Origin of the sequence: Roseivivax isoporae LMG 25204, from assembly GCF_000521865.1 — a bacterium.
Taxonomy (GTDB): Bacteria; Pseudomonadota; Alphaproteobacteria; order Rhodobacterales; family Rhodobacteraceae; genus Roseivivax; species Roseivivax isoporae.
The window spans coordinates 53,523-68,669 of the sequence record NZ_JAME01000020.1 but is presented as its reverse complement, the minus strand read 5'-3'; the positions used below and the strand labels follow the sequence as shown (position 1 = coordinate 68,669).

Annotated in this window: 14 protein-coding genes; 6 read left to right on the top strand and 8 right to left on the bottom strand. The window is 71.5% G+C overall.

Annotation, left to right across the window (positions count from 1 at the left end):
* Positions 1–28: 28 nt before the first annotated feature.
* A complete protein-coding gene (locus tag RISW2_RS13680) occupies positions 29–1,540 on the bottom strand; it encodes a class I adenylate-forming enzyme family protein (protein WP_043772213.1) in 1,512 nt (503 codons plus the stop codon).
* Positions 1,541–1,606: 66 nt separating this feature from the next.
* Between RISW2_RS13680 and RISW2_RS13675 the strand changes: the two genes are divergently transcribed.
* Positions 1,607–2,230 (top strand): helix-turn-helix domain-containing protein, encoded by a 624-nt coding sequence (locus RISW2_RS13675; RefSeq protein ID WP_043772153.1) that lies wholly within the window; start codon positions 1,607–1,609, stop codon positions 2,228–2,230.
* A gap of 7 nt (positions 2,231–2,237) precedes the next feature.
* Here RISW2_RS13675 and RISW2_RS13670 read toward each other — a convergent pair whose 3' ends face one another.
* The 4 genes from RISW2_RS13670 to RISW2_RS13655 all read right to left on the bottom strand — a co-directional run bounded on the left by RISW2_RS13670 (position 2,238) and on the right by RISW2_RS13655 (position 4,792).
* Entirely contained in the window at positions 2,238–3,050 is an 813-nt protein-coding gene (locus tag RISW2_RS13670) for an arginyltransferase (protein WP_043772151.1), read from the bottom strand.
* 160 nt (positions 3,051–3,210) lie between these two features.
* A complete protein-coding gene (locus tag RISW2_RS13665) occupies positions 3,211–3,651 on the bottom strand; it encodes an RDD family protein (protein ID WP_043772211.1) in 441 nt (146 codons plus the stop codon).
* Positions 3,652–3,747: 96 nt separating this feature from the next.
* Positions 3,748–4,185, bottom strand: a complete 438-nt coding sequence (locus tag RISW2_RS13660; protein WP_043772150.1) for a DUF2852 domain-containing protein — start codon at positions 4,183–4,185, stop codon at positions 3,748–3,750.
* A 136-nt stretch (positions 4,186–4,321) separates the two neighbouring features.
* Positions 4,322–4,792 (bottom strand): YbaK/EbsC family protein, encoded by a 471-nt coding sequence (locus RISW2_RS13655; RefSeq protein WP_043772148.1) that lies wholly within the window; start codon positions 4,790–4,792, stop codon positions 4,322–4,324.
* A gap of 122 nt (positions 4,793–4,914) precedes the next feature.
* Between RISW2_RS13655 and RISW2_RS13650 the strand changes: the two genes are divergently transcribed.
* A complete protein-coding gene (locus tag RISW2_RS13650; RefSeq protein WP_043772145.1) occupies positions 4,915–7,701 on the top strand; it encodes a [protein-PII] uridylyltransferase family protein in 2,787 nt (928 codons plus the stop codon).
* A 12-nt stretch (positions 7,702–7,713) separates the two neighbouring features.
* On the opposite strand, the gene eda is transcribed toward RISW2_RS13650, so the two are convergent.
* On the bottom strand, positions 7,714–8,358 hold the full coding sequence (gene eda, locus RISW2_RS13645; RefSeq protein WP_043772144.1) for a bifunctional 4-hydroxy-2-oxoglutarate aldolase/2-dehydro-3-deoxy-phosphogluconate aldolase: 645 nt from the start codon (positions 8,356–8,358) through the stop codon (positions 7,714–7,716).
* Between the two features lie 261 nt (positions 8,359–8,619).
* Between eda and RISW2_RS25485 the strand changes: the two genes are divergently transcribed.
* Complete coding sequence (locus RISW2_RS25485) at positions 8,620–9,438, top strand: hypothetical protein (protein WP_156943855.1); 819 nt, start codon at positions 8,620–8,622, stop codon at positions 9,436–9,438.
* Positions 9,439–9,508: 70 nt separating this feature from the next.
* On the opposite strand, the gene edd is transcribed toward RISW2_RS25485, so the two are convergent.
* Positions 9,509–11,314, bottom strand: a complete 1,806-nt coding sequence (gene edd, locus RISW2_RS13630) for a phosphogluconate dehydratase (RefSeq protein WP_043772139.1) — start codon at positions 11,312–11,314, stop codon at positions 9,509–9,511.
* A gap of 137 nt (positions 11,315–11,451) precedes the next feature.
* Here edd and RISW2_RS13625 point away from each other — a divergent pair, with 137 nt between their 5' ends.
* The 3 genes from RISW2_RS13625 to RISW2_RS13615 all read left to right on the top strand — a co-directional run bounded on the left by RISW2_RS13625 (position 11,452) and on the right by RISW2_RS13615 (position 14,376).
* Positions 11,452–12,675 (top strand): RSP_2647 family RNA methyltransferase, encoded by a 1,224-nt coding sequence (locus RISW2_RS13625; protein WP_051492037.1) that lies wholly within the window; start codon positions 11,452–11,454, stop codon positions 12,673–12,675.
* A complete protein-coding gene (locus tag RISW2_RS13620; RefSeq protein WP_043772138.1) occupies positions 12,672–13,214 on the top strand; it encodes an RSP_2648 family PIN domain-containing protein in 543 nt (180 codons plus the stop codon). Before RISW2_RS13625 ends, RISW2_RS13620 begins: the two co-directional genes overlap by 4 nt.
* A gap of 79 nt (positions 13,215–13,293) precedes the next feature.
* On the top strand, positions 13,294–14,376 hold the full coding sequence (locus RISW2_RS13615; RefSeq protein WP_043772136.1) for an ABC transporter ATP-binding protein: 1,083 nt from the start codon (positions 13,294–13,296) through the stop codon (positions 14,374–14,376).
* A gap of 9 nt (positions 14,377–14,385) precedes the next feature.
* Here the strand turns inward: RISW2_RS13615 and RISW2_RS13610 are convergent, their stop codons facing one another.
* A complete protein-coding gene (locus RISW2_RS13610) occupies positions 14,386–15,054 on the bottom strand; it encodes a helix-turn-helix transcriptional regulator (RefSeq protein ID WP_043772134.1) in 669 nt (222 codons plus the stop codon).
* Between the last annotated feature and the right edge of the window lie 93 nt (positions 15,055–15,147).

Here is a 15,147-nt window from a genome sequence, read left to right as displayed (position 1 = left end):
CGGATGATTGCACCCGGGGGGGGGGGCGTCAGCCGGGCAGGAGGTCCGCAAGCGCCCGGCGCAGGAGCTTGCCGTTCGCCGACTTGGGCAGGGTCTCGCAGCGATGCCAGAGGCGCGGCTGCTTGTAGCGCGCCAGCCGTTCGGCCGCGAAGGCGTCGAGAATGTCGTCGGCGATCGCCTCGGGCCCGGTCCAGAACGCCGCGATCACCCGGACGCCGGGGCGTACCTCGACCTCGGTCACGCCGGCCTCGTCGATGCCCGGATGGGCGAGCAGTGCCGCCTCGACCTCGACCGGCGAGATGCGGAAGCCGCCTGCGGTCATCACGTCGTCCGCGCGGCCCAGATAGGTCACGCTGCCGTCCGCGGCCATGGCGCCGCGGTCGCCGGTCAGGAACCAGGTGCCGGACATCCGGCGCGCGGTCGCGTCCGGCGCGTCGAAATAGCCGAGCATGAGCCCCGGGTCGCGCCGGTCGACGGCGATCTCGCCGGCCTCGTCCCAGTCCACGGGCGTCCCGTCCGCGCCGAGGATCGCCACCCGCCGCCCGCGCTGCGGCCGCCCGAGCGTTCCGGGCGCGGCCGGGGATCCCGGCGCGGCGGAGATGAAGGTCGAACATTCCGACATGCCGAAGGCCTCGTAGATGGCCGTGCCGGTTGCCTCCTGCCATGCCGCGCGCAGGGGATCGGCGAGCTTCTCGCCCGCCGAGAGGCCGTGCCGGAGCCGCGGCAGGTCGGGCGTGCCGGCCTTCAGCATCTGGCGAAAGACGCCGGGCGCGGCGGCGAGGATCGTCGCCTCGTGCCGCCTGAGGAGGAGCGGCAGCTGCGCCGGGGTCACGCCCTGCGCCGGAATGAGCGCGGTCGCGCCCGTGGTCCACGGATCGAGGAGCCCGGTGCCGAGCGTGTAGGTCCAGTTGAAGGCCCCCGCATGGGCGAGCCGGTCGTCGGGGCCGAGCCCGTACCAGTCCGCGATCATCATGCGCCGCGCCCAGATCGCGCGGTGCGCATGCATGACCGCCCGGGGCACGCCGGAGGTTCCCGAGGTGAAGACGATATAGGCCAGCCGGTCGGGATCGCCCATGTCCCACGCGGCGGGCGGGTTCCCGCGCCAGGCGGCGAGCGTCGCGCCGTCGTGCACGGGCAGGTCGGTCTCGGGGCAGGCGACGCCCGGGCCGCGCAGGATCGCCGCGGGGCGCACGATGCGCACGAGCTTGTCGACCTCGCCGGCGGTCAGCTGCGCCGAGGTCGGGACCGGAACGATGCCGGCAGCCACCGCGCCGAGGAAGGCGAGGGGAAAGTCGACCTCGTTGCCGAGCCGCAGCAGCACCCGGTCGCCCGGCCGAAGCCCGCTGCCGAGGAGCCCCGTCGCGACCCCCCGCACCGCGGCCACGAGCCGCGCGTAGCTCCACCGCTCGGATCCGGTCGGCGACAGGATCGACAGCGCGATGCGGTCGGGCCGGGCATCGGCCTGCGCCAGCACGTGGGCAGCGAGGTTGAACGGGGCGGGGCAGGGCGCGGGCGCGCCGGCGTCGAAGATCGCGTGCATGGCGCGCATTAGGCCGCGCCCGGCGCATCTTGCAAGCCCGCGCGGGCGGCCCTATCACCCGCGTCCATGTCCGGCCTCGATCCCAAGTCCCTGATCCGCATCGCGCGCGGCGACGGCGCCGCCGAGGAGGGCGAGCCGCTCGACCTCGGGCAGCGCGTGCGCGAGCTGCGCAAGGCGCGGGACTGGACGCTGGAACAGGCGGCGCGCCAGGCGGGGCTTGCCCGCTCGACGCTGTCCAAGATCGAGAACGGGCAGATGTCGCCCACCTACGACGCGCTGAAGAAGCTCGCGACGGGGCTGCAGATCTCGGTGCCGCAGCTCTTCACGCCGCCGAGCCGCGACCAGGTGAACGGCCGGCTTGCCGTCACCCGCGACGGCGAGGGCGTGCCGCAGGCGACCGCCACCTACGAGCACACGCTGATGGGCGGGACGCTGTCGAAGAAGCGGATGCTGCCCTACCGCGCCCGCGTCCGCGCCCGCCGGATGGAGGAGTTCGACGGCTGGGTGCGCCACGACGGCGAGGAATTCCTGTACGTGCTGACGGGGGTCGTGCGGCTCTACACCGAGTTCTACGAGCCGATCGAGATGCGCCGCGGCGACAGCGCCTATTACGACGCGACCATGGGCCACAACGTGGTGTCGGTCAGCGACGACGACGCAACGATCCTGTGGGTCACCTCGCTGGCCTGACCGCGTCTCAGCCGCGCGTGTCGGGCAGCGAGATGTTCGCGACCTGCTCGGCGATGGGGTCCGTCGAAGAGGGGTTCAGTTCGGGCGAGAAGTCGTCGCGTGCGGACTTCGCGCACCACTGTCCGCCCCGGAAGAGCTGCAGCCCCGAGAAGTTCGCCTTGTAGCCCATCTTGGGCGATCCCGGCACCCAGTAGCCCAGATAGACGTATGGGAGACCCGCCTCGCGCGCGATCTCCACATGGTCGAGGATCATCCAGGTGCCGAGCGATTGCTGCGGCACGTCGGGGCGGTAGAACGAGTAGACCATCGAGAGGCCGTCATCGAGCACGTCGGTCAGGCAGACCGCCTCGAGCGCGCCGCTGTCCTGGTCGAGATATTCCACCACGCGGCTGCGGATCGGCGTCTCCTCGATCATGGCGGCGAACTCGAAGACGTCCATGTCGGCCATGCCGCCGTCAGCGTGCCGGCGGTCCAGGTAGCGGCGGAAGAGCGCGTACTGTTCCTCGGTGGCCCAGGGGCTCGTGGCGCGGCGCTCGAGATGCGCGTTGCGGCGCAGCGTGCGGCGCTGGCTCTTCGACGGCTGGAAATCCGCCACAGAGATGCGCGCCGACAGGCACGCCGCGCAATCGGAGCAGGACGGCCGGTAGAGCACGTTCTGCGAGCGGCGGAAGCCCTGCTTGGACAGCGCATCGTTCAGCTTCTCTGCCTGGTCGCCCTGCAGGGCGGTGAACAGCTTCCGCTCCATCCGGCCGGGAAGGTACGGACACGGCTGCGGAGCCGTCACGTAGAATTGTGGCGCCAGGGGAAGCGAATGTCGCATGCAGGTCCTGTCGATAGGAATTGCGGAAACGGTAACAACGAAACCGTGGCGCGCCAAGCCCGCATCGCGCGGCTCCGCGCGGGCCCGCGCGGGGAGGCCAAACGACGCATCCCTCGCGGGATGCGCCGACGTGATCCTGCGGGTCCGGGGGGCGTGGCCGTCAGGCCCGGCGGTTGATCATCACCGTGCCCAGGGCGAGATCGCTCAGCCCCTGGCGGCGATCGGTCACGCACATCAGTCCGACCGAGGCGACCTGCACGATGGCGGTCGTGATCGACAGCGCGTAGCCGGCCGTATGGAGGAAGGCCAACCCGGAATCGAGCCTGCGGCCATAGGCGTCGCGCAGCTCGATCGCCATGAGCCGCATACCCCAGGTGGCCGAGCCTCCGGCAATGGTCATCCAGCGGTAGAGGAAGCCCACGCACAAGGCGAGAAGCGGCAGGAAGAGGAGCCCGACGAAGGCGGTCAGGACCACCGCTGGCACCACGAGGATCGCCACGACGGTCACGTCGATGAGCCACGCGATCGCGCGCTTGGCGATCACGCCCTCGTAGAATTCCGGCTGCGTCACGGGATCGGGCAGGTGAAGGTCGGCTGTCATGGTCATCGTCATGTCTCGCGCCTCTGGAAAAGGGTCAAATCAATTCGAGGAGTGCGCCGGGACCGGCGGTCCGGTCCCGGAATATTTGCGTGCGCGTCAGGCGTTCCCGGTGTCCGCCGTGCGTGCGGAGCTGTCCTCGGACCGGCCGGCGCGGCTGCGGTCTTCCATGAACTGGTCGAACTCGGCCTTGTCGCGCGCCTCGCGCAGGCGGCGAAGGAACGATTCGAAGTTCTCCTGCTCCTCCTCGAGCCGGCGGAGCGTCTCGGCCTTGTAGGCGTCGAAGGCGGCGTTGCCCGAGGATTTCATGGTGCGGAACCCTGCGGGCATCCGGGCGGCGGTGGACTTGCGGCAGCTGAACATGCGTTTGCTCCAGATCATGTAGGCAAGAAGGGCGAGGCCCACGGGCCAGAAGAGGATGAAGCCCAGCACCATGGCGGCGATCCAGGCGCCGCGGCCCTTGTCGTCGAGCCAGGCTTCCGCACGGGCGAACCAACCGGCGTTGGCGGGAAGCGTGGCGGGATTGGCGGTTGTCATGTTGGTCTCCGATGTCGGCGTTGCGATGTGAATGTCTTTCACATCCCCAAGATCGGAATCCCCGGGCCTGCCTTCAAGAGGCGATGTGAAAGAAATTCACATGAAACGGGGATGGTCCTGCGGACCGCCCGCCCGCTCAGTCCTGCACGAAGTCCGCAACCGTCGCGCCGGTCAGCTCTGCCAGTCCCGCCGATGGCAGGCAGACCACGTGCCGCGGCGTGCCTGCCGCCGCCCAGACCTGGGCGAATTCGAGGAGCCGCGGATCGAGCCATGCGCGGATCGGCTTCAGATGCCCGACGGGCGCGACGCCGCCGATGGCGAACCCGGTCTCGGCCCGGATCAGCGCCGCGTCCGCGCGCCCGAGCCGCGTGCCGGCCAACTCCGATGCGCGCGCGTCGTCGACGAGGTTGCCCCCGGCCGTGAGGAATAGCACGGGACGTCCGCTGTCCTCCGCGCGGAAGATGATGGACTTCGCGATCTGGTCGACGCCGCAGCCGACCGAGGCCGCGGCCTCCGCGGCGGTGCGCGCCTGACCGACCTCGCGGATCTCCGCGTCCAGTCCCGCCGCGGACAGTGCCGCGCGCACGCGGGCCAGGCTCTTGCTCATCGCTGTGGCTCTCCGTTCCGGTGCCCCTCGGGGCGTCGGCGCGCAGGGAAGCGCAGCCGGCCGGCCATCGCAAGGGGCGGTCGGGCATTGCGGCGGCGCGCGCGACGTGTCCATCTGTGGACATGACCCTTGCCGACCAGATGACCCGCTGCCCCCGTCCGTTCGATCCCGACAGCGCCGAGGACGCGCTCGCGCGCGTCGGATGGGCGCAGGGACCTGCCCGCGACCTGATCGCCGGCGCCGCGGGGTCGAGCCCGCACCTGCACCGGCTGGTGGAGCGCGAGGCGGACTGGCTCGAGGGGGCCATGGACGACCCCGACGGGGCCTTGCCCGCGCTTTTCGACGACCTTCGCGCAGGCGCGCCCGATGCACGGGCCGACGCGCTCCGGCAGGGCAAGCGCCGCGTGGCGCTCCTGATCGCGCTCGCGGATCTCGGCGGCGCCTGGCCGCTCGAACGGGTGACGCAGGCGCTCACCGATTTCGCCGATCTGGCGGTGCAGCTCGCCATGGAGGCGTCGGTCGGCGCCGAGATCCGGCGCGGCAAGCTGCCCGGCACCCATGGCGACGAACTGGCGGACGCGGGCGGCATGGTCGCCGTCGCCATGGGCAAGATGGGCGCGGGCGAACTCAACTATTCCTCCGACATCGACCTCGTCTGCCTCTTCGACGAGACGCGCTTCGACCCCGACGATTTCCACGAGGCGCGGGCCTCCTTCGTGCGTGCCACGCGCCGCATGGCGCAGATGCTGAACGACCTGACCGCCGAGGGCTACGTGTTCCGCACCGACCTGCGGCTGCGCCCCGATCCGGCGGTAACCCCGGTCTGCATGGCGATCGAGGCGGCGGCGCGATACTACGAGAGCCTCGGGCGGACATGGGAACGCGCGGCCTACGTCAAGGCGCGCTCGGCGGCCGGGGACGTCGCGGCGGGCGAGCGCTTCCTGTCGGACCTCACGCCCTTCGTCTGGCGGCGGCATCTCGATTTTGCCGCGATTCGCGACGCCCACGACATGCGGCTGCGGATCCGCGACCACAAGGGCCACCGCGGGCGGATAACCCTCGACGGGCACGACATGAAACTCGGCCGCGGCGGCATCCGCGAGATCGAGTTCCTGACCCAGACGCACCAGATCATCGCCGGCGGCCGCGACCCCGACCTGCGCGTGCGCGGCACCGTCGAGGGGCTCGCTGTGCTGGCGCGCAAGGGCTGGCTGCCGGTCGCGACCGCGGACCGGCTGGCGGACTCCTACCGCGCCCACCGCGAGGTGGAACACCGGGTGCAGATGATCCGCGACGCACAGACCCATTGCCTGCCGACCGCGCCCGACGAATTCGGCCGTCTGGCGAGCCTGATGGACCGCGATGCCGACGAGCTGCGCACGGAGCTGCGCGCGCGGCTCGAGGAGGTGCACGAGCTCACCGAGGGCTTCTTCGCCCCCGATCCCTGCAGCGCGCCGGCCGACGACGGCGACACGTTCGGCGAGGACATCGTCGGACGCTGGCCCACCTATCCCGCGCTGCGCTCGGGCCGCGCGGTGCAGATCTTCGACCGGCTGCGTCCCGAGATCCTGTCGCGCCTGCGCCGGTCGGCCAAGCCCGAGGAGGCGCTCGCGGCGTTCGACGGCTTCCTCGCCGGGCTGCCCGCGGGGGTGCAGGTCTTCTCGCTCTTCGAGGCGAATACCCAGCTCATCGACCTGCTTGTCGACATCGTCGCGGTGTCGCCCGACCTCGCGCGGTACCTCTCGCGCAACGCGCACGTGCTCGACGCGGTGATCGCGGGCGACTTCTTCGCCGACTGGCCCGATGCCGAGGGGCTTCGCGCGGATCTCGAGCGCAAGCTCGCGCGCGAGGACGATTACGAGGCGCGGCTCGATGCCGCGCGCCGCTGGGGCAAGGAATGGCATTTCCGCGCGGGCGTGCACCTCCTGCGCGGGCTCTCGACGCCGGAACAGGCGGGCGGGCACTACGCCGCCATCGCCCATGCCGCGCTCGGCGCGCTCTGGCCGCACGTGGTCGACGAATTCTCTCGCAAGCACGGTGCGCCGCCGGGCCGCGGCGCCGCCGTCCTCGGGATGGGCTCGCTCGGCGAGGGGCGGCTGCACGCGCGTTCCGACCTCGACATGATCGTGGTCTACGACGCCGCGGGCGAGGAGGCGTCCGACGGCCGCAAGCCGCTCGCCGCGCGCACCTACTATGCGCGGCTCACCCAGGCGCTGGTGACCGCGATGACCGCGCAGACCGCCGAGGGCAAGCTCTACGAGATCGACCTGCGCCTGCGCCCATCGGGCAACCAGGGGCCGGTCGCGACGAGCCTCACCGCCTTCCGCGACTACCAGGCGGGCGAGGCGTGGACGTGGGAACATCTCGCGCTGACGCGGGCGCGCTGCATCGCCGGCGCACCCGCCGTGGCCGAGGCGGTCGACGCGGTTCTCGCGGAGACGCTGGGACGGTCGCGCGAGGCGGGCGCGGTCCTGGCCGAGGTCGCGACCATGCGCGCGCGGATCGCCAGCGCGAAGGGCGGCGCGGGCCCGTGGGACCCCAAGGTCGGCCGCGGCCGCATGCAGGAGATCGAGCTGCTCGCCCAGGCCTTCGCGCTGGTGTCCCGGGCCGGGCCGCAAAGCTGGCGCGCGGGCCTCGAGGCCGGCGTCGCTCAGGCGCTGCTCGGAGACGAGGAGCGCGAGGCGCTCGCCGCCGCCGAGGAGCGGCTCTGGGCGCTGCAGGCGGGCGCGCGGCTCGTGTCCGACGGCGCCTTCGATCCCGAGACGTCCGGCGCCGGCGCGCAGGCGCTGATCCTGCGCCTGACCGGCACCGACGGGGTGGGCGCGCTGCGCGACGCGATCGACGCCGAGACCGAGGCGGCGGCCGAGGTCATCGACGCCGTGCTGTCGCGCCACGCGCCCGCGGGCTGACGGCGCGATCCGTCAGCCGCGCGGCAGGGCGGCCGCCTCGCGTGCGAGCGCCTGGATGCCCGCCCAGTCGCCGGCGGTCACCTTGTCCTTGGGCGCGACCCACGATCCGCCGACGCAGAGCGTGTTGGAGAGCGCGAGGTAGTCGCCCGCGTTCTTCAGCGACACGCCGCCGGTTGGGCAGAACCGCACCTGCGGCAGCGGCGCGCCGATCGCCTTGAGCGCGGGCGCCCCGCCATTCGCCTCGGCCGGGAAGAACTTCTGAACGGTGTAGCCGCGCTCGAGAAGCCGCATGACCTCGGACGAGGTCGCGGCCCCGGGCAGAAGCGGCAGGTCGTTCGCCTCGCAGGCGTCGAGCAGGCGGTCGGTGGCGCCGGGCGACACGCCGAATCGCGCGCCCGCCTTCTTCGCCGCTTCGACATCGGCAGAGGTCAGAAGCGTGCCGGCGCCCACGATTCCGCCCTCGACCGCGGCCATCTCGCGGACCACGTCGAGCGCCGCGGGCGTGCGCAGCGTCACCTCGAGTGCGGGCAGACCGCCCGCCACGAGTGCGCGCGCGAGATCGGCGGCATGGGCGGCGTCGTCCACCACGAGCACGGGGATCACGGGCGCGCGGCGGCACAGATCCTCGCTCAGTCGGCTGGCCTCTTCTGGGGTCATCGGGGAACTCCTTGCAGGTGTTTGGGCATGTGTCTGGTGCGGCCTTGCCGGAGCAAATGTCCGGAGGCGTTAACGAAAACGTGTTGACGCTCCGTCAGCATCGAATAACTCTTTCGCACTCGCCGCGGTCGGTCGACCCGGCGGGCTTGTGGGTATCGTGCGGCGTTTTGCGAGTGATTCTTTTGAACAAGTATGTCGGACGGTCTCCTGACCCGGCGCGCCGCATGGCCGACGGAACCGCTCCGGTCGGAGATTCTGGAAATGAAGACCTTTGAACGGGCCGCGCACGTGATGCGCGGCGGTGTGATTCTCGCGGCCCTCGCCGGCGTCGCGGCCTGCTCGTCCTCTGGCGGCGGCGGTGGCGGCGGTGGCGGCGCGGGGGCAGGCGGCGGCGGAGGTGGCAGCAGTGCCACGGGCCTTTCGGCAACCGAATACCAGGCGCTGTTCGACAGCTACCAGACCCCGAGCCTCGGCAACGCACCGACCTCCGACATGCCGGTCACCGGCAGCGGCACCTACGAGGGAACCGTTCAGGTCGATGTCCGCGATCCGGCCGGCGCCGATGCGGGCGCGTTCCTCGGCGACGTCGCGCTCGAGGTGCAGTTCGGCGCGCCTTCCGGCCCGGCCACGACACGGCCGATGCCCACGGGCGGCTCGGTGACCGAACGCAACGGCACGACGCCGATCACCGGCACCGTGACCAACGTGCGCGGCACGCTCTCCGACGGCACCGAGGTCACCTCGGACGTGGAGTTCAGCACCGCGCACGCGGCGGCGCAGGCAGCCGGCGGCGGGATCCTCACCACGCAGGAGAGCGTCGTCGATACGGGCATCGCCGGCGTGCCGACGGTCGAGACGCGCACCGGCGCCCTGACCGTGCCGATGGGCGCGACCATCACCGACGCCAATGCCGGCGGTCTCGATGCGCGCGGGACCGCGCTCCTGACGCTCGGCGGCGTGATGATGGGCCCCGAGGCCGCGGCTTCGGTCGGCACTGCCACCCTGAACATCGACGATCCGGCACTGCCGGGCATCACCGATGTGAGCGGCAGCGGCACCTACGTGGTCGAGAAGCAGTAGCCCGGGATCACAGGACCGGCGCCCTGGCGCCGGTCTCTCGCGCGCGGGCCCGATCCGCGCGTGCATCGGCTCAGACCACCACCGCGGCGCCGTTCGAGGCGAGACCGACATTGCGGCGAAACACCTCGAAGATCTCGCGCCCGACGCCGTGGCCGTTGCCGGTCAGGTCGGCCGTCACCGGTTCGCGCGCGTCGAACCCTTCCTCGAGGCAGTCGAGCGTCCCGGCCGTGGCATCGACGCGGACGCGGTCGCCGTCGCGCAGCTTGGCGAGCGGGCCGCCCTTGGCCGCCTCGGGCGAGACGTGGATGGCCGAGGGGACCTTGCCGCTCGCGCCCGACATGCGCCCGTCGGTGACGAGCGCGACCTTGAGGCCGCGGTCCTGCAGCACCGCCAGCGTCGGCGTCAGCGAGTGCAGCTCGGGCATCCCGTTGGCGGACGGGCCCTGGAACCGGACGACGACCACGGTGTCTTCGGTAAACTCCCCGGCCTTGAAGGCGGTCTTGACCTCTTCCTGGTCCTGGAAGACGCGCACCTTCGCCTCGATCACGTGGCGCGACGGATCGACGGCCGAGGTCTTCATCATGCCCTGGCCGAGATTGCCGCGCAGCTGCTGGAGCCCGCCGGTCTTTTGGAACGGGTCCGAGGCCGGGCGCAGGATGCGGTCGTTCTGCGTGACGCCTGCGCCGGGGCCGTAGACCACGCGGCCGTTCTCGAGCTTCGGCTCCTCGCGGTAGCGCGCGAGCCCGTCGCCCGCCACGGTCTTGACGTCGGGATGCAGGAGTCCCGCATCGAGCAGCTCGCCGATCATGTAGCCGAGACCGCCCGCGGCGTGGAAATGGTTCACGTCGGCAAGCCCGTTCGGATAGACCTTGGCCATGAGCGGCGTCGCGTTCGAGATCTCGTCGAAATCCTCGAGTTCGAGCGCGATGCCCGCGGCGCGTGCCATGGCGGGCAGGTGCAGCACGAGGTTGGTCGACCCGCCGGTCGCCATGAGCCCGACCATCCCGTTGACGAAGGCCTTGGCGTCGAGGATGTCGCAGACGGGCCGGTAATCGTTGCCAAGCGCGGTGATCTCTAGCGCGCGCTCTGTCCCGGCCACGGTCAGCGCCTCGCGCAGCGGGGTGTTCGGGTTCACGAAGGACGCGCCCGGCAGGTGCAGGCCCATGAACTCCATCAGCATCTGGTTCGAATTCGCGGTGCCGTAGAAGGTGCAGGTGCCCGGGCCGTGGTAGCTTTCCATCTCGGCCTTCATCAGCGCGTCGCGGCCCACCTCGCCCGCGGCGAATTGCTGGCGCACCTTGGCCTTCTCGTCGTTGGGCAGGCCGCTCGTCATCGGGCCCGCGGGCAGGAAGATGCCGGGAATGTAGCCGAAGGTGGCCGCGGCGATCACGAGGCCTGGCACGATCTTGTCGCAGACCCCGAGATAGAGCGCGGAATCGAAGGTGTTGTGCGACAGGGCCACGCCTGCGGCGAGCGCGATCACGTCCCGCGAGAACAGCGACAGCTCCATCCCGACCTGGCCCTGCGTGACGCCGTCGCACATGGCGGGGACGCCGCCCGCGACCTGCGCGGTGCCGCCCTGGGCACGTGCCGCGGCGCGGATCACCTCGGGGAAGCGCTCGAAGGGCTGGTGCGCGGACAGCATGTCGTTGTAGGCGGTGACGATACCGATATTGGGCGCCCGCGCGCCGGCGAGCGCGTCCTTGTCGGCGCCCATCGCCGCGTAGGCATGGGCCTGGTTGCCGCAGCTCAGATGCGCCCGCCTCGGGCCCTCGTCGGCGGCGCGGCGCATCCGGTCGAGGTAGATGCCGCGCGTCTTCTCGGACCGGGCCTCGATCCGCTCGGTGACTTTCTGGATGGTGGCGTTGAGTGTCATGGCTCCCGCTCCTCGTCGGTAAGGGTGTCCCGGGCTTCCGTCGATTTCCATGTAGCGCAGTTAGCGCTAACAGTAAACAGGCGTCCCGGCACGCGGGACCGCTTCCCTCGGCGCGGCGCCGCGCGTATGAGAACGCCATGACACCGACCCCCGATCCCGAGACCGCCGCGCCCGACGACCTGCCCGTGGTGCGGCTGAAGCCCAAGGCCAATGCCCGCGCGATCCGCCGCGGCTTTCCCTGGGTCTATGCCGACGAGCTGGTGACCGATCGGCGCACCAAGGCGCTGGCGCCCGGCACCATCGCGCGGCTCGAGGATGCCGAGCGCAAGCCGCTCGCCCGCGTGGCGCTGAACCCGAATTCGCGCATCATCGCGCGGGTCCTCGACCGCGACGGACGGGGCATTCCGGACCACGACTGGTTCGTCGCGCGGCTCAAGCGCGCGCTGGCCCTGCGCGAACGGCTCTACGACACGCCGTTCTACCGCCTGGTGCATGCCGAGGCCGACGGCCTGCCCGGCGTGGTGATCGACCGTTTCGGCGATACCGCGGTGATCCAGCCGAACGCCGCCTGGTCCGACCTCCTGATCGCCCCGCTGGCCCATGCGCTGGCCGAGGTGACGGGCGTGACCACGATCCTGAAGAACGCTGGCAGCCGCGGTCGGTCGCTCGAGGGTCTCGATGACACCGACATCGTCCTCGCGGGGGCCGCGCCTGAGGCGCCGGTGCCGGTGGACATGAACGGCGCCACCTACATGGCGGACCTGACCGGGGGGCAGAAGACCGGTCTCTTCTACGACCAGCGCGAGAACCAGGCCTTCGCGGCGCGTCTCGCCCGCGGGCAGGACGTGCTCGACGTCTTCAGCCACGTGGGCGGCTTCGCCCTCGCGGCCCTCGCGGCGGGCGCGACCCGTGCGCTGGCGGTCGACGCGAGCGCGCCGGCGCTCGACCTCGCGCGGGCGGGGGCCGAGGCGGCGGGCGCGGGCGAGCGCTTCGAGACCCGGCAGGGCGACGCCTTCGACGTGCTGACGGCGCTCGGCGCCGAGGACACGCGCTTCGGTCTCGTGATCTGCGATCCGCCGGCATTCGCCCCGGCCAAGCCCGCGCTGGAGGCGGGCCTGCGTGCCTACGAACGGGTGGCGCGGCTTTCGGCGCCGCTCGTCGCACCGGGCGGGTGCCTCGTGCTGTGCTCGTGCAGCCATGCCGCCGATCTGGCCACGTTCCAGGGCGCCTGCCTGCGCGGAATCGGGCGGGCAGGCCGGCGGGCGCAGCTCATCCATACCGGGCAGGCCGGGCCCGACCACCCGCTTCTGCCGCAACTGGCGGAGTCGGGATATCTCAAGGCGCTGTTCTTCCGCCTGTGAAGGTTCTCGTCGATACCAACGTCCTCTATCCCACCGTGATGCGCGAGGTGGTGCTGGGCATCGCCGCGACCGGCGCGTTCACCCCGCTCTGGTCCGCGCGCATCCTCGAGGAATGGGCCCGCGCCGCCCGCCGCACGCTGGGCGCGCCCGGCGAGACGCAGGCGCGGGCCGAGATCGCGGCGCTGCGCGTCGAGTGGCCCGAGGCCGAGATCACCTGGCCCCCGTCGCTCGAGGCGCGGCTCTGGCTGCCCGATCCCTCCGACCTGCACGTGCTGGCCGCCGCCATCGCCGGTTCGGCCGATGTCGTGCTGACGGTGAACGCGCGCGATTTCCCGCGCGGCACGCTGGCCGACGAGGGTCTGTCGCGGGCCGATCCCGATGCCTTCCTCCTCGGTCTCTACCACGCCGATCCGGACCCGGTGCGCGCGGCCTGCGAGGTCGTGCTCGGAAAGGCGCGCGCACTGTCGGACGGCACCTGGGAGATGCGGCCGCTTCTCAAGAAGGCGCGGCTGCCGCGGCTCGCCAAGGCGCTGGCCTGACGACTTGCCGCCCCGGCGGGACGCTGCTACGGGCGTTCCCTAGAGTTTTGATCGGAAACACTCCCGGAGCGCGCGCGCCGTGACCGCCCAGACCCCGCGGCTCGAAATCCGCAACCTGACCCGCCGCTTCGAGGGCAAGACGGTCGTGAACGACGTGTCGCTGTCGATCCTGCCGGGGAACGTCACGTGCCTCCTCGGTCCCTCGGGATGCGGGAAATCCACGACGCTGCGGATGATCGCCGGCGTCGACATGCAGGATTCGGGCACCATCCACGTAGACGGTCGGCTGATCTGCGACACGATCACCCGCGTGCCGCCCGAACGGCGCTCGATCGGGCTGATGTTCCAGGACTTCGCGCTCTTTCCGCATCTGAGCGTCGGCGACAACGTGGCCTTCGGCCTGAAGGGGCCCAAGGCCGCGCAGCGCGAGCGGGTGATGCAGCTCCTGGGGCGCGTGGGTCTCGGCGGCTATGTCGACAACTGGCCGCACGAGCTGTCCGGGGGCGAGCAGCAGCGGGTGGCGCTGGCCCGCGCGCTGGCCCCGCGCCCGCGCGTGATGCTGATGGACGAGCCGTTCTCCGGCCTCGACAACCGGCTGCGGGACGGCATCCGCGACGAGACGCTCGCGCTCCTGAAGGAGGAGGGCACGAGCGTCCTTCTTGTCACGCACGAACCCGAAGAGGCGATGCGCATGGCCGACGAGATCGCGCTGATGCGCGACGGCCGGATCGTGCAGCGCGGGGCGCCCTACAACATCTACAACGCGCCGGTTGACAAGGCCGCGGTTGCCTTCTTCAGTGATATCAACGTCTTGGAGGGCGTCGTTCAGGGGGCGCTCGTCGATACGCCGTTCGGGCAGTTCCTTGCTCCCGGCCACGCGGACGGGGCGCGGGTCGAGATCGTGTTCCGCCCGCAGCACGTGTCGATCGACTTCGACCGCTCGGGCCGCGGGCCGCTGCCGACGCCGCTGCAGGGCACGCCCGCGCGCGGCGTGGTGGAGCGCGCGCGCTTCATGGGGTCCGAAAGCCTCGTGGAATTCCGCATGGACCACGATGCGCAGGTGCTCCGGGCGACGGTGCCGAACGTGTTCCTGCCGCGGGTCGGCACGCCCATGTGGCTGAGCGTCCGCCGCAACCGCTGCTTCGTCTTTCCCGCCGGCTGACTCCGTGCCTCAGCGCGCCGCACTGCCGCGGTAGTCGGACAGACGCTTGCCGGGCTCGTCGACGAAGAGGCCGGGCAGGGGCGTCAGCGTCTCGACCCGGTCGATGCGGAAGGTGGCGAAGTCGCCCGCCTCCTCGTCCCAGACGATGCAGGTCCAGATCCGCCCCCAGTAGTCGAGATGCAGGGGCCGCACGACATGCGGCTTCGTCTCGTCCGCAAGCACGATCCGCAGCTTCTGGCGCGCGCGGATCGCCGCACGGAACGCCGGCATGTGCCGGAACCCCAGCGCCGCCTCGGCGAAGGGATAGGTGGCAAAGCCGAAGCGCCGCGCGGCCTGGCCCGTGTCCTCGGGCAGCACCGCCTCGATCTTGCGCGACAGGGCCCGGGCGGGGTCGGCAAGCTCGGGCATGCCCGAGGCCCCCACGGCGGCGAGCCCGAGATGCAGCGCCTCGAGCTCGGGTTCGGTCAGGTTCAGCGGCGGCAGGGTGATCGAGGCGCGCGCGGTGTAGCCCGCGCCGCGCTCTCCCTCGACCGGCACGCCCGAGGCCGCCAGCACCTCCATGTCGCGGTAGATCGTGCGCAGCGACACGCCGAGATCGCGCGCCATGTCCTCGGCCCGGTGCAGGCCGCCGTCCTTGAGACGGGTCATCAGCGCGTAGAGCCGGTCGGCGCGTTTCATGCGGGTGATTCGGGGCAGAAGAGCATGTGCGGATCCTGCACTCCTGACATAAACCTGTCACCTGACAAGCTGCTGACAAATCCCGCGCGCGGG